We start from the raw sequence: 13,011 nt of genomic DNA, 5'->3' as shown, positions 1-13,011 counted from the left end.
CTCGCTGCCGGTGCAAGCAGCACCCAACTCTTCGGCAGCATTCAAGTACCGCACCGGGCCCCGTAGAAGCCGGCTACCAGCGTCCGTTCGGTGGGGTGGCGTCCGGAGTCGATGCGGCCGTCCAGCGGGAGAAGGGGCGGCCGCGCGGCAGTGCCGCTGTCAGCAGGGTGCCGATGGCCGCACCCTCGATCCCGACGCCCAGCTGGAAGCCCCACAGCTCCCGAGGCATGGGCAACGTCAGCAGCACGCCCACAACGAGTGCGGTGACCACCGCCCACACCATGCCGCGGGTTCTGGCCAGCCCGCCGGCCAGCGTCCCCGCGGCCGCCGCCATCGTTATGGGGGTGAGAAAGTGGGGATACGCCAGCGTGTCCAGGCCCCGCTCCTGCGCCCACCAGGTGTAGGCGGTCGGCAGGAAGGTGGCCGTCACTGCCGTCGCGCCCAGGACCAGGAGGAGGGCACGCCGGGCCGGCCGGACCCGGTCCTGCGCCATGTACCGGGTCAGCCGCCACCCGCGTAAGGCGCCGGTCAGCGGCACTCCCAGGAGCAGCGCCAGCACGGCGAGCAGCCACCACGGATCGATCAGCTGGGTCATGTACACGTATTGCGTCCACACCGCGGCGTGCAGTGGTCCCGGCAGCGCGGCCAGCCGCTCGTCCATGAACTGACCGAACTCGATCTGCCACTGCAGCCCGAAGACGGTGTCCGCCTCGGCGACCACCGCCCCGGCCACCACCATCCCCAGCAGCACGACCGTGAGGAAAGGCCACCGCGCCAGGTCCACCGGGCGGGCCCAGCAGTCCCCGAGGAACTGGCACCAGAGAGTGAACAGCAGCGCCAGCACTGCCACCATCAGCCAGCCGGACAACTGTGACGAGAAGCGCAGTCCCGGCAGCATCAGATGGTCGACGATGGCACTCGGCGACAGGGCGAAGCCCGCCAGCACGCCGAGGCCCACCCCCAGCCGGAACGGCACAGGCGAGGGCGTTCCGGCTCGGCGGCCCAGCCGGTGCAGCGAAGCGCGGACCACCGTGAGCAGCAGCACCAGCACCACCAGCAGAGTGATCAGCCTCGTCGGCCACCAGCCGCTGATGCCGCCGTCCTCCCGGATCTGTGCGGTGACCGAGGCCACCGGATCCCAGGAGATCGGCAGGCAGAACCCGACGACGAAGGCGAAACCGAACTTCTGGTGCATCAGCAGCGCCTGGTCCGCGAGGCAGGCCCGGCGCTGGGCGAACGACGGATGAGTGCGGGTGAGCCGTGCCCGCCAGCCGCGGACCGACCACCGGGGCCGGCCGCCGGATCCCGCCGAGGCGAGGTCGAAGGCGTGCAACAGCGGTTCGGACGTCCCCAGCCACTCCACGACCCGGGCGTCCGCCCGGAACTCCCTGGTCCGCAGGATCACCGAACGGGCGGCGAGGGCCACCGCGGCGAAGACGGCCGCGTCGAGAAGCGCCGCCCCCGAGTACGGGGCGCTCCCTGGTACGAAGACCAGCCCGACGAGGTCCCCGAACATCCTCGGGAAGAGCATCAGCGTGAAGTAGCAGCGCAACATCCCCAAGGTGATCAGGGTGATGTCGACGTCGCGGTTGCGCAGATGGGCCAACTCGTGGAGGACGACGGCGCGGAAGGCGGCACGGTCGGCATCACCCGAGTCGTGGAGGCGGATCAGACCGCGGCTGAGGATGATGTAGCGGCGGCCGGCACGGCCGAAGGAGACGCCGTTCACCCCTGAGTCGAGGAAGTCCACCAGGAAGGTGACCCCGCGCGCCTGCTCGACGCCCGCGGCCAGGTGGGCGACCTCCGCATGCACGGAGGGGAAGCGCTCGGCGTCCAGCGGGCGCACCCCGCGGCGCCTGGCGCGACGGGCCGAGCGGAACCAGTAGTGCGCAGCAGTGGCGACGGCGAGGATCGCATACGAGACGAGGATGCCCTGCGAGGTGTGGTCGTCGCTGGAGTCGCACGGCTTCTGCCGAGGACCGTTCCTGATGAAGTCACCCGTCCCGCCGGCCTCGCGCACCGCTTTGCGCAGGCAGTCGTTGAGATCGGTGGCGCCCCGGTCGCCGGCGATGAAGTCGGCGTAGCCCGGGTGCAGGACGGACATGAACGCCAGCACCGCGCAGATCAGCAGGACGAACGCGAGGAGCGTCCCCGAGGGCAGTGGCCGGCGCGGCGGCGGCAGCGTCTCCAGGGGCAGTTCACCGCTCTCGGCGACGGTCATGTGGCGGAGCCGGGCCTGTCGGCCGCCCTCAACTGGTCCCGGACCGCCTCGGCGAGAAGCTCGGAGCGCTCCGGTGGCAGACCGAGAAGGACCGCGGTGCGTCCGGCTGCGGCGCCCAGCTCGGCGATCCGTTCCTCGGTGAGGGCAGGAAGCGGCTGTTCGGCATCGGGCCCGGTCGGCTCCCCGCCGCGGCCGCGGGTCAGCAGGCGGCGGAGCCGGGCCACCAGGCCGCTGCCGACCGTCTCACCCATCATCTTGACCACCTCGGTGGCGACCCCGCACGCGATGCTCGTGACGACGAGTTCGGCGGCACCGCCGAAGGCCAGCGGATCGTCCTCGCGGCGCCGCCGGGCCCGCCGGCCGGGGCGCTTCGGCAGGCTCGCCGCGGTCTCGTCGAAGTAGGGCAGTTCCTCAGGAGCGATCCGCGCCACGATGGCGCGCCCCAGCGCGAGGTCCGCGGCCTCGGCCTGTTCCACGTCGGTTTCCCTCCTTGCGAAACCTCGAAGGATCAGCACCGTAGTGCACAACAGCCTTATGCGTATGGCTACTTCACGATGCTGACACACCGGGACCAGCGCGGGCCAGTACGGCACGACACACGAAGAGCGAAGCCCTGCCCCCCGGCATGAAGGGCATCTGCGGCGCCGGGCCGCAAGGCCCACTGGCCGTGGCGCCGATCTCCTTCCATGGCTACGAGCGCATCGCCGCGTACCACCTCGGCGAAACTCGACGTTCGAGCCGGCCGACCAGGCGTGTGGCCGAGCCGTGCTCAGGCCCGTCATGGCGGCGACGTGCCTGACCGGGATGAGACGGGCCGGCTCGATGCCCTGCGGCAATCAGCCAAGACCTGGACCCACTCACGCGACAGACTCCAGGGCTGCGTCACTGTCGGATCCTGCCGGACAGCAGAGTTGCGCAGTGGTTGGCTCACCGCATGACCACCTCGCAGCTGGGCCAGGCCCTGCTCTTCCGCTCCCTCCACACCCCCGCACGCCCCCTCGCGCTCGCCAACGCCTGGGACGTCGCGAGCGCGGGTGTCATCGCGGCCGCGGGGGCGCCCGCAATCGCCACCACGAGCGCCGGGATGGCCTGGTCGCTGGGCCGTCCGGACGGGGAGGGAGTCACCCCTGACCGGGTACTGGAGCTGATCGCTCGTATCGTCGCGGCGGTCGACGTGCCGGTCACCGCCGACATCGAGGGCGGGTACGGGCGGGGCGCCGCAAGCGTCGCCGATACCGTAACGGGCGTACTGGAGGCGGGTGCCGTGGGCGTCAACATCGAGGACGGCACCCGGCCGCCGGCCGAACTCGAGGCGCGGCTGAGGGCGGCACGGGGCGCGGCGGAACGGGCGGGCGTGCCTCTGTTCCTCAACGCCAGAACCGACACGTACCTCCTCGGCCTCGGTGATCCCGCCACCCGGCTGCGAGACACCCTGGAGCGGGCACGCAGATACGTGGACGCCGGCGCCGACGGCATCTTCGTCCCCGGCGTCACCGACCCCGCCACCATCAAGGAACTGGCCGCCGGCATCTCCGCACCGGTGAACATCATGGCCGGCCCCGCAGCACCGGACGTCGCCGAGCTGGGTGCCCTCGGCGTCGCGCGCGTCAGCCTCGGCTCGGGCATCGCCCAGACCGCCTACGCCGCCGCCCGCCGCGCCGCACAGCGGCTGTACGACACCGGCGACTACCGCCCGCTCGCCGACGCCATGGGCTTCTCGGAGCTCAACGGCATGTTCCCCGACCCGCGCACACGCTGACATGTGGCTCCAGACGCCGCAAGGGCGCTCTCTCGGAACTCGTCACCATGCAGACCGTCCCGTGTGGTGGGCAGCTTCCGGCCGGGCAGCCTCCGCAAGAACCCTTTGGCGAACCATCGCGACCGCTGCTACAGCGTCTCGACGACACCCGCCGACCAAGCCCACCAGCAGCTGCTCGGCCGCGCCGAGACGACGCTCGCCGCCTCGAAGCCATCTTCGACGCCGCACGGGCGCGCTTCAGCGACCGCGTCATCACCCGCGCCGCCCTGGCCCGCCGGGCCCCACGGTGACTGTGCACGCTCGGGTCGTGCTGGCAGGTGGCGAGGCGTGCGGCGTCCGGCCGGAACACGTGGCGGCGGCCTCGATGACCAGGCCGTGGGGCAGGTCTCCAGCTGCGCCCACGAGGTCGGGAAGCGGCTCTGCATGGGGCTTCCGCGGCGGGACTGCACCAGCAGCGGGCCGGGGGCCGGCCACGGGGTGAAGACGAGCGCCCGGTAGCCATCGAATTTAGGCTGAAATCGCAGTTCACCGGGCAGCGCGCCCGGCGCGGGTACCGTTTCGCGGGCCTGCGCCGGCATCGGTTCCACCGGCGGCCGAAGGACCATGCGTCCGGTTCTACGGGCTGCCCCGTGCTCCCGCGACCTGGCACGGCCAGTGGTGTTGCGGGCGTCATCATGTGATCATCGCGCACGACCGTGCGCGGTCAGCTCTCGTTGGGCGGGACATGAAGCTGACGACCGAGCCGGGCCACGTGGAGGCGCTGGCGGAGGAGGCAGTCGTCGCGGCGTGCAAGCTGACCGACGCCGCCGATCCGTCACGGTGGAGCGTGGGCGCGGTGGAGGATGTGGCCGCCGCCCGTGAGGTCCTGGCCGGTGCGCTTGCCCAGCTCGATCCGGAGTGTGCGGAGATCCTCGCCGTCGTTCCGGTCGCGGCGGCCGCCATCGTGGAGCGCGCCGAACAGGCCGGGGCCGCAACCAGCCCGAGCGAAGCTGGCGGCGGCAGAGCGGCGGCCAGAGCGAGTGCGGCGCTGCGCCAGGCGCTCGCCGCTCCTGGCCTGACCCGGCATCGTGTCCACCAGCTCACCCGGCCGTTGGCGACATGGATGCCGGTGGCGGTGGCGGTCGTGGCGGCCTCGGCCGGGGCGCCGAGGCCGCCGAGGGCGGGGGCCGCGCTGGTCACCGTGACCTTGGAGCCGTCTGAGGCGCAGGCCCTGGCCGTCCTCCTCAGCCGACGCGACGGACTCCCCCGCCCGGTGCAGCACGACGACGCCGGGTGGGGTGCCGGGCCGGCGGAGACTGCGGCGGCCGCGCTCGCCGACGCCCTGTGGGCCCACGGCACCGGGGCGTACGCGCGGGTCCTGACCTCCGGCCAGGTGAGCGCCGGCCTCACCCCGCAAACCGCCCAGGCGGTGGTCACGGCGCTCACCTCCCGTCCTGACGCCGCGGCGCGCGGCCAGCGGCGCGGGCTCGGGCCGGGCTTCAAGGGCGTCGCCGGGCACCAGGGTACGTATCGAGTCGTGATCAATCCGCGGGATTCGCCCTCGTAACAAACCCTGATCACGCAGCGAACGGGCAGTCGTAAGGGATGCGCATGCCGGTCAGCCCGTGGGCAGGCCGATCTGGTCGCGTTCGAGCACGGAGCGCAGCTCCGAGAGGATCTGTACGGCGGCCAGTCCTGAGGGACCGCCGAGGACGTCTGCTGTCAACTCGGCCAGTGTTTTAGTGAAGGTCGCCTCCGCCGCCTCGACGAGTTGCAGGCCTCCAGCGGTCAGGTCCAGCAGTGATGAGCGGCGATCCGATGGATTGGTTCGCCGTATGACCCATGCCTGCTTCTCCAGGCGGTCGATGCCCTTGCTGGTCGCGCCGATCCCGATGGCGAATTCGGTGGCGAGGTCCGCCACCCGGGACCCGGGGTGGTCGCGCAGGAAGCGCAGGAACTCGAACTGCGAGGTGACGATCCCGTGCCGCTCGCGAAGGCGGTCGTTCAGCGCGTTGTAGAGGCGTGTCTCGCAGCGGACGAGATCGGCGAAGAAGCCCGGGAGGTAGATCGGGCCACGGCTTGACTTAGATGCCATGGCATATATTCTAGTCTATATGTCACGGCATATAGTTCCTTGGCATGCACTTGCGATGGAGGCGACAATGAGCAGGCAACAGCGCGCGGAGATCGACGCGATGGTCCGACGGCCTCAGTCGGAGAGCCCTCGGTCGGTGGAGGAGCTCCGCGCCGGGTTCAGGGCGATGATGGGGGAAATGATCGTCCCGGCTGGGATCCGCACCCGGACCGTGACGCTCGGCGATCGGCCCGCGGTGCTCGTCGAGCCAGCCGGCACTCCGAGGGCGGGGACGATCCTCTACTTTCACGGCGGCTCTTACGTGGTCGGTTCACCGGAGACGGCGATGTCGCTGACGGGGAACCTGGTGACCAGAACCGGGTTCAGGGCGTTCTCGCTGGATTACCGGCTTGCCCCTGAGCACCCGTTCCCGGCCGCGATCGAGGACGGGCTGAGCGCCTACCGCGCACTTCTCGACAGCGGCGAAGACCCTTCGGCGACCGTGTTCGCAGGTGACTCCGCCGGTGGCGGCCTCACCGCCACCACCTGCCTCGCCGCTCGCGACGCGGGCCTGCCCATGCCCGCCGCGATCGTGGCGTTCTCCCCCGGACTCGACGCGACCCGGACAGGCGAGAGCATGGACACCAAGGCGAGCATCGATCCGTTCTTCACGCGTGAGGGCCTGGAACACACCGGGGCCATGTACCGCGCGGGACAGGACCCCCACCAGCCCCTGCTCAGCCCCGCCACCCTCGCCGACCTGACCGGCCTCCCCCCGATGCTTCTGCAGGCGGGCACCAACGAAATGCTCCTGGACGACTCAACACGCATGGCCACGCGCGCGAGGGACGCCGGAGTGGACGTCATCCTGGACATCACCGCTGACGTTCCACATGTCTTCCAGGCGTTCGCCGGCGTCCTGGACGAAGCCGACGAGGCACTGGACCGCGCCGCTCTCTTTCTCAGCCAGCACATCCGCACCAGGGACAGGGCACGCGCGTCGGCAGGCTGAAGCCCGCAGACGGTCTCATGCGGACCACGGTCCGCACCCCGAGCCCTGGCTCGCCGTTCCTGTTCCTGGCGGCCGGCGCCCCACCTCGCTCCGAGGGCCGTTCAAGACCCCGGGGGGTGCGTTCTCCGTGGGCGGTGGCTCACGCGGGGATGCTAGATCTTCTCGCGTGACGCGAGTGCAACTGACCGACACCGAACGGGAGTCGCCGATCCGTACCTGCCGATCGGCGGGTATGCCCCGTACCGCCGAACGGCTGCGACAACAGTTCGAGGGCGTGATCTGGCGGTTCAAGACGGGCGGGCAGTGGCGGGAGATGCCGGCCGAGTTCGGCGCCTGGTCGACCGTCCACAACCGCTTCCGGCAGTGGCGTGACGCAGGCGTCTTCCAAGCCCTGCTGGACGGAGTGATCGCAGAGGCCGCGAAGCGGGGTGAGGTGGACCTGTCCCTGGTCATCGTGGACTCCACCACTGCGCGCGCTCACCATGATGCTGCCGGGATGCATCTGGGCCAGGACGTCATCACCGCAATGGAGAATGCCGCCGAGGAGGAGAAGGCTGGGCAAAAGGGGGCGAATCCGAAGGACGAAATGGGCAGGATGCCGGGACCGGACCCGAGCGGGAAGAGCGGCGACGCGTCCGGCAGCGGCGGAAACTCCGCCTGGAGGCCGCGCTCCTCGGACGCTCCAGGGGCGGGCAGACCAGCAAGGTCCACCTCGCCGCCGACCGGAAATGCCGCCCGCTGGTGTTCGTCCTGGCCGCGGGTCAGGCCGCGGACAGCCCGCAGTTCATCCCCGTGCTCAAGAAGATACGGGTCCGCGGGCCGGTCGGCCGCCCCCGCACCCGACCGGGCGCCGTCGCCGGGGATAAGGCCTGCTCGTCCCGCGGCAGAAGAAGGACCAGACCGCCAACCGGAAGAAGAAGGGCTCCCGGGGTGGTCGGCCCGTCTTCCTCGGCGCCGACCTGTACAAGGAGCGGAACACTGTCGAGCGTCTGATCAACAAGCTCAAGGCCTGGCGAGGCGTCGCCACTCGGTATGACAAGACCGCGGACAGCTACCTCGCCGGCCTTCACCTGCGCGCCTCGATGATCTGAATCAAAGACCTCACCCGGATCACCCGTTGATCACGACTCAATACACGCCCTGAGGGTTGTCCCGCAACTGATCTTGGACTGAAGGTGGTTGGTCAGGACTGGATCCTGGGGACCATCGGGGGCGCTCCGCCGCGACGGTCGCGTCGTTCTCCTGGACTGTTCGGTTGGACTGTTCGGTTTGATCACTTGGTGTCCAAGGCGGCCCAGGATGCGACGGGCGGCGGGCGGATACGCCTAGGGAAAAGAGCGGCAGGGTCCCCCTGGTACGCGGTACGGTGCGCCGATGTCAGAGATCAAGAAGTTCCAAGTCACCTTTGACTGCGCAGAACCCGAGCGCCTCGCTCGCTTCTGGTGTGAAGTGTTGGGGTACGTCATGCCGCCGCCACCTGAGGGGTTCACCACCTGGGACGATTTCAACCGCACCCTGCCTCCTGAGAAACAGGGATCATGGTCCGCCTGCAGTGATCCCTCAGGCGTGGGCCCGCGCCTGTACTTCCAGCGCGTCCCGGAAGGCAAGATCGTCAAGAATCGGGTGCATCTCGACGTCCGGGTCGGCACCGGGCTCGTGGGGGACGAGCGCCTCGCCGCGCTCGAAGCTGAGTGCGCACGACTGGTCGCGCTCGGTGCGACCCACGTGCAAACGCTGTATGCCGATGAGGAAAACGAGTCGTGCATCCCGATGCTGGACATCGAGGGCAACGAGTTCTGTATCGACTGAACATTCTTCGAGCCGGCGAGGTGGGGAGGCACCTCCCTGGGGCCTCTCTGGTCTCGTATGGGTCGGGAGTTACCCCGCGCGGGCGAGGTTGTGCAGCCGGGCGATGCCGAGCATGGCGGTGTGAACGCCGTCGCCTTTCAGACGGCAGTCACGAAGGATCTTCCATGCCTTCATCCGCGCGAAGACGTGCTCGACGCGGGCCCGGACCTCGCGGTGCGCGGTGTTGTGCTCCTCTTTCCAAGCTGGCAGTTCGGTCTGGCCGCGTTCACGGCGGTGCGGAATGAGCAGGCCGGTGCCCCGATAGCCGCCGTCCGCGATGACCGTGGCCGGGCCGACGGCGGCCTCGCACCGGAAAGTTCCCACGCCTTGCAATCGTTGCGGTTGCCGGGCAGTGGCCGGCCGACGGCGACGACGAGTTGGGAGTCGGCGTCGATGACGACCTGGTGGTTGGTGGAGTACCGGTAGTTCTTCGACTGCTCGGCGATGGAGTGGTCGCGGGTCGGGACCAGGGTGCCGTCCACAATCAGCACGGCATCCTTGCGGAACCTTCTGCGTTGCTGGAGCGCGAGCAACGGCCCGAGGTGGTCGATGACACGGTCGGCGGCCGACTTCGACACCCCGAACAGCGGGGCCAGCTGGCGCACGGTGAGATTCGTGCGCCAATACGCGGCAACCAGCAGCACCCGGTCCTCCAGCGGCAGGCTCCACGGTCGGCCGTTGCGGAGCGGCTCTGCACCCTCACGCCGCAACGCGGTGATGACCTTGCCGAACTGACGCGGGCTCAGCCCGGTGAACGGAGCTCTCCAGGAGGGCTCCGACGCCGTGATCACACCAGACACGACGAGATCATCTCACCCATGACCAGCAGTTACGGGACAGCTCTTGCGAGCTCGTGCACAGTAGGCGGTGAGGCGTCGTGGGTCGTGGTTTGGCTTGGCGTTTCACATCGTTCGTGCCGGGATCAGGTCCGCGATCTGCTGGTGGGACAGCAGGGCTGCGACGGCTTGCACGGTGTTCCACCATCACCCGGGCCGTCGGTCAGGTGCGGCCCCTGCTCGCCGAGCGAGGGTGCACCGTCAGCCCCGACGTGCGGCTGCGGACCCTGGCCGAGGTCGTCGACCATCTCGGCTCGAGCGGGACGACCGGCATCGTCGACGGGCGTGGCCTAGGGTTTGCTGCTGAATGAAGGGGTTTCGCTTGTCATGCGATACAGCCGAAGCAGAGGCGGGGACGTCCACCAGCCTGCCGGGGCACGCGGATTCCAGCACAGTAATTATCTGCGGTGCGTCCCCCCACTGGCCGGCGTGATCACAAACCCCGGCGGGCGGCACCCACCCTGCCCGACAAGGTGAACCGTGCAGGTGAGCCCGCCTCGCGAGCGTCCCAGGGCCTCATCGGAACGGTGACGCGCCGGGCTCCTACGCCGGCTCGAAGTCTTCGGGGCACGAGTAGTCGTGGAGTCGACGCTGACCATGCTCCGGTCGATCCGGCCCTCGTCATCGGCGTCGGCCTGGACGGCCCGCAGAACTCTCTCCCACGTGCCGTCCGCCGACCACCTGCGATGACGGTCGTGCACTGTCTTCCGAGCGCCGCGCGGTCGAGCCGGGCGTGGGGCAGCGCGGCTGGTACGCCTACACCGCTCCCCCGAGCCGCTGGTAGAGCACGTGCCGGGATCGTCGGACACGGGTGACGAGCCCGGCCCGGTGGAGGATCTGCAGGTGGTAGGAGACGGTGGCCGGACTCAGGTAGAGCCGCTGGGCGATCTCTGTCGTGGAACGCGGTTGGCTCAGCTCGGCGAGGAGCTTTCGCCGCATCGCCCCGATCAGCTGGTGGTCCTGGGCGGGCGGAAGACAGTCGACCTGCGCGGCGGGATAGACGATGAGCGGAGTGCGCGGCGCCGGCGTCCCGGGAGGTTCCCCGGCGCAGAAGAGAGCCCGGTCGACGAAGACGCTCGGCGTGAGGATCACCGCTTCCGCGTCCAGCGTCAGCCGGTGGATGCTGTCCGTGCGGAGGTGGACGAGCAGTTCGCCGTCGCGCCATTCCAGGTTCGGGGCCAGCCGGTTGAGGGCCTCGGCGAGCCCGTACTGGGCGATCTCGGATGCCCGGGCGGTGACGTCGGCTTCCAGTCGGGCCCGGATGGCCGGCCACGAGGGCTTCAGTGCCGCGTGCCAGAACCGCGCCATCTCGTCGGCGAGTCGGCGCGTGAAGTGGTCCTCCCCCCGGTCGAGGGCCTGCAGGAGCTGCCGCGGCGCCGGGTGGCCGGAACCGGGGTCCCAAGAGTGACCGTTGACGGCCCCGGCCAGCTCGTAGCGGATCCGTTCCTGCGGGGTCGTCGCGATCTGGTGCAGCGCGGTGTCGATGTCGGTCAGGAAGGCCGGGGGTTCCGGCCGCAGGAAGTCCGGGGCGTAACCGAGGGGGCCTCCCCCGCCGACCACGGCCAGCAGCCCGAGCCGGTGCCGGGTCAGCGCGTCCGTGGCCCTGGTCCGCCAGGGCGGGGTAAGGGTGCCTGGGCTGAAGTCGACGAGGCGGAGCAGGTCCTTGGCTGAGCCCATCGGTGAGACCGCGAACCTCACGCCCCCCAGCCCCCGGGCGCCCAGGCGGATCCGGATCACACGCGTTCCCCCTTCGCCAGTCCCTTCGAAAGAAATCGAATCATTCGACCGGTCAATCGGCGTGGCGTTTCCTGGATTCACCGCACAGACCGGCTCCGAAAGGAATCCAGGACCCGTGATCGTTCACAAGAAGCTGGCCGCCGTCGCGACCGCCGTGGCAGCCCTCACCGCCGGTGCCACAGGCGCGGCATCCGCCCAGGCCGCCGAGCCCGCCGCCCACCACGTGGCCTGGGAGCAGGGCCAGGCGCCCGGCGCCCAGCCGGGCTCCCTCACCGCGGGCATCTACGTCCGGATCTACAGCCTGTACCAGGCGACCCCGGGCCAGTGCCTGGACGCCGACGCCACCGCCGGCGGCAACGGCACCAAGGTCCAGGTGTGGGGGTGCAACGGCACCACCCAGCAGGAGTGGCTGCTGTCCACCGACGGCAGCATACGGAGCGTGCGGTTCCCGGGCATGTGCCTGGACGCCGACACCAACGGCGGCGGCGCCAACGGCACCCGGGTGCAGCTGTGGCAGTGCAACGGCACCACCCAGCAGCAGTGGTACCACCCCTCCGGGGATCTCGCCATCTACAACGTCCGCTTCAACAACGGCAACAACACCGTGCTGGACCGCGACACCAACGTCCCCGGCAACGGCGCCCAGGCCCAGCTGTGGGGCAAGAACTTCCAGTCCCAGCAATGGTGGGACATCCGGACCGCGTGACGCCTCCGACGCCGTCGGCGCCGGTGCCCGGTGAACAGCACGTCTCGGCACGGGAGGGAACACGCATGAACGCAGCGGCACGTACCCGGAGGAAGCTCAGCGCGGGGGCCGTGGGGCTCGCCGCCGCGATCGCGTTCGCGGCGGGGGTGACGCCGGCCTCGGCGTCGGCACCTACCGCGATCGCGTCACCCTCGCTCAAGGACGGGGAGATCGTGGAGCTCTGGAACTACAACAGCCAGCACTGCCTGTCGGTCGGCGCCGGGAGCACGGCAGGCGGGGCCGGGATCATCCAGTGGTCCTGTTACGGCGGCGCCGAGCAGTACTGGGGCCTCTATCCCATGCCGAACTCCGGCGGCGGCTACGAGGTCGTGAACAAGAACAGCGGCAAGTGCCTGGCCGATCCGGCGAGTTCGCCGAATGCCGGCGTCCAGCTGATCCAGTACGGCTGCGACAAGGGGGCGGAGCAGACCTGGTACTTCGACCGGAACCCGGACACGGGCTTCGCCCAGATGTGGAACCGGGCGAGCGGCCTGTGCGCCGCGGTCGGCGCCTCGAGCACGACGCCGGGCGCCCCGGTCGTGCAGTGGCCCTGCTACGGCGGCGCCGAGCAGCGGTGGACGTCCTCCGCCTGACCGCCGACCGGTCGGCCACAGGCGGCCGTTGACCGACCTCTCGCGGCTTCTTCCTCACGAAGCCGCGAGACGACCCGCCCGGGCCGCGGGCCCCCCCCCCCCCCCCGGGGGGGGGGGGGGGGGGCCCGCCCCGGCCCCCCCCCCCCCCCCCCCCCCCCCCGGGATTTGTCGGGGCGAGCCCAAGCGGCAACGGCGGATATAGGCGCG

Annotated in this window: 10 protein-coding genes and 4 pseudogenes; 8 read left to right on the top strand and 6 right to left on the bottom strand. The window is 70.3% G+C overall.

The features are described 5' to 3' along the window. Positions 1–73: 73 nt before the first annotated feature. Positions 74–2,221 carry a M48 family metalloprotease gene (locus tag ACF1GV_RS18055; protein WP_391681536.1) on the bottom strand — a complete coding sequence of 716 codons (2,148 nt, stop codon included), beginning with the start codon at positions 2,219–2,221 and terminating at the stop codon, positions 74–76. Beyond that, positions 2,218–2,697, bottom strand: a complete 480-nt coding sequence (locus ACF1GV_RS18050; protein ID WP_391681534.1) for a hypothetical protein — start codon at positions 2,695–2,697, stop codon at positions 2,218–2,220. Before ACF1GV_RS18050 ends, ACF1GV_RS18055 begins: the two co-directional genes overlap by 4 nt. A gap of 458 nt (positions 2,698–3,155) precedes the next feature. Here ACF1GV_RS18050 and ACF1GV_RS18045 point away from each other — a divergent pair, with 458 nt between their 5' ends. Both ACF1GV_RS18045 and ACF1GV_RS18040 read left to right on the top strand, forming a co-directional pair. Continuing rightward, on the top strand, positions 3,156–3,980 hold the full coding sequence (locus tag ACF1GV_RS18045; RefSeq protein WP_391681532.1) for an isocitrate lyase/phosphoenolpyruvate mutase family protein: 825 nt from the start codon (positions 3,156–3,158) through the stop codon (positions 3,978–3,980). A gap of 724 nt (positions 3,981–4,704) precedes the next feature. After that, positions 4,705–5,526: a hypothetical protein gene (locus ACF1GV_RS18040; protein ID WP_391681530.1), complete on the top strand. Its 822-nt coding sequence runs from the start codon at positions 4,705–4,707 to the stop codon at positions 5,524–5,526. Between the two features lie 51 nt (positions 5,527–5,577). On the opposite strand, the gene ACF1GV_RS18035 is transcribed toward ACF1GV_RS18040, so the two are convergent. Continuing rightward, the gene (locus tag ACF1GV_RS18035; protein WP_391681527.1) at positions 5,578–6,054 is read right to left on the bottom strand and encodes a MarR family winged helix-turn-helix transcriptional regulator; all 477 of its coding nucleotides are present in this window, start codon (positions 6,052–6,054) and stop codon (positions 5,578–5,580) included. Positions 6,055–6,121: 67 nt separating this feature from the next. Between ACF1GV_RS18035 and ACF1GV_RS18030 the strand changes: the two genes are divergently transcribed. The 3 genes and pseudogenes from ACF1GV_RS18030 (at position 6,122) to ACF1GV_RS18020 (ending at position 8,854) form a co-directional block, all read left to right on the top strand. After that, the gene (locus ACF1GV_RS18030) at positions 6,122–7,045 is read left to right on the top strand and encodes an alpha/beta hydrolase (protein WP_391681659.1); all 924 of its coding nucleotides are present in this window, start codon (positions 6,122–6,124) and stop codon (positions 7,043–7,045) included. 166 nt (positions 7,046–7,211) lie between these two features. Then, positions 7,212–8,136 (top strand): annotated as a pseudogene (locus ACF1GV_RS18025) (transposase). 283 nt (positions 8,137–8,419) lie between these two features. Next, positions 8,420–8,854 carry a VOC family protein gene (locus tag ACF1GV_RS18020; RefSeq protein ID WP_391681524.1) on the top strand — a complete coding sequence of 145 codons (435 nt, stop codon included), beginning with the start codon at positions 8,420–8,422 and terminating at the stop codon, positions 8,852–8,854. Positions 8,855–8,923: 69 nt separating this feature from the next. On the opposite strand, the pseudogene ACF1GV_RS18015 reads toward ACF1GV_RS18020, so the two are convergent. Further along, a pseudogene (locus ACF1GV_RS18015) lies at positions 8,924–9,693 on the bottom strand (transposase). 176 nt (positions 9,694–9,869) lie between these two features. Here ACF1GV_RS18015 and ACF1GV_RS18010 point away from each other — a divergent pair. Then, a pseudogene (locus ACF1GV_RS18010) lies at positions 9,870–9,969 on the top strand (transposase); the annotation flags it as partial. Positions 9,970–10,078: 109 nt separating this feature from the next. Here the strand turns inward: ACF1GV_RS18010 and ACF1GV_RS18005 are convergent. Both ACF1GV_RS18005 and ACF1GV_RS18000 read right to left on the bottom strand, forming a co-directional pair. Continuing rightward, positions 10,079–10,445 (bottom strand): annotated as a pseudogene (locus ACF1GV_RS18005) (IS5/IS1182 family transposase); the annotation flags it as partial. 40 nt (positions 10,446–10,485) lie between these two features. Further along, entirely contained in the window at positions 10,486–11,406 is a 921-nt protein-coding gene (locus ACF1GV_RS18000; RefSeq protein ID WP_391681521.1) for an ArsR/SmtB family transcription factor, read from the bottom strand. 175 nt (positions 11,407–11,581) lie between these two features. Here ACF1GV_RS18000 and ACF1GV_RS17995 point away from each other — a divergent pair, with 175 nt between their 5' ends. Then, complete coding sequence (locus tag ACF1GV_RS17995) at positions 11,582–12,172, top strand: RICIN domain-containing protein (RefSeq protein WP_391681518.1); 591 nt, start codon at positions 11,582–11,584, stop codon at positions 12,170–12,172. A gap of 65 nt (positions 12,173–12,237) precedes the next feature. Further along, positions 12,238–12,804 (top strand): RICIN domain-containing protein, encoded by a 567-nt coding sequence (locus tag ACF1GV_RS17990; protein ID WP_391681515.1) that lies wholly within the window; start codon positions 12,238–12,240, stop codon positions 12,802–12,804. Positions 12,805–13,011 lie beyond the last annotated feature (207 nt).

It is taken from the genome of Streptomyces sp. NPDC014006 (assembly GCF_043088925.1).
In the GTDB taxonomy this organism is placed as follows: Bacteria; Actinomycetota; Actinomycetes; order Streptomycetales; family Streptomycetaceae; genus Streptomyces.
Note: the sequence above shows the minus strand (reverse complement) of the source record. Positions and strands in the feature narration are given on the sequence as shown.

What these genes read in the sequence shown, in the direction of transcription:
- ACF1GV_RS18055 (WP_391681536.1), bottom strand. Translation starts at nt 2,221, where the DNA reads ATGACCGTCGCCGAGAGCGGTGAACTGCCCCTGGAGACGCTGCCGCCG.
- ACF1GV_RS18045 (WP_391681532.1), top strand. Translation starts at nt 3,156, where the DNA reads ATGACCACCTCGCAGCTGGGCCAGGCCCTGCTCTTCCGCTCCCTCCAC.
- ACF1GV_RS18040 (WP_391681530.1), top strand. Translation starts at nt 4,705, where the DNA reads ATGAAGCTGACGACCGAGCCGGGCCACGTGGAGGCGCTGGCGGAGGAG.
- ACF1GV_RS18035 (WP_391681527.1), bottom strand. Translation starts at nt 6,054, where the DNA reads ATGGCATCTAAGTCAAGCCGTGGCCCGATCTACCTCCCGGGCTTCTTC.
- ACF1GV_RS18030 (WP_391681659.1), top strand. Translation starts at nt 6,122, where the DNA reads ATGAGCAGGCAACAGCGCGCGGAGATCGACGCGATGGTCCGACGGCCT.
- ACF1GV_RS18020 (WP_391681524.1), top strand. Translation starts at nt 8,420, where the DNA reads ATGTCAGAGATCAAGAAGTTCCAAGTCACCTTTGACTGCGCAGAACCC.
- ACF1GV_RS18000 (WP_391681521.1), bottom strand. Translation starts at nt 11,406, where the DNA reads ATGGGCTCAGCCAAGGACCTGCTCCGCCTCGTCGACTTCAGCCCAGGC.
- ACF1GV_RS17990 (WP_391681515.1), top strand. Translation starts at nt 12,238, where the DNA reads ATGAACGCAGCGGCACGTACCCGGAGGAAGCTCAGCGCGGGGGCCGTG.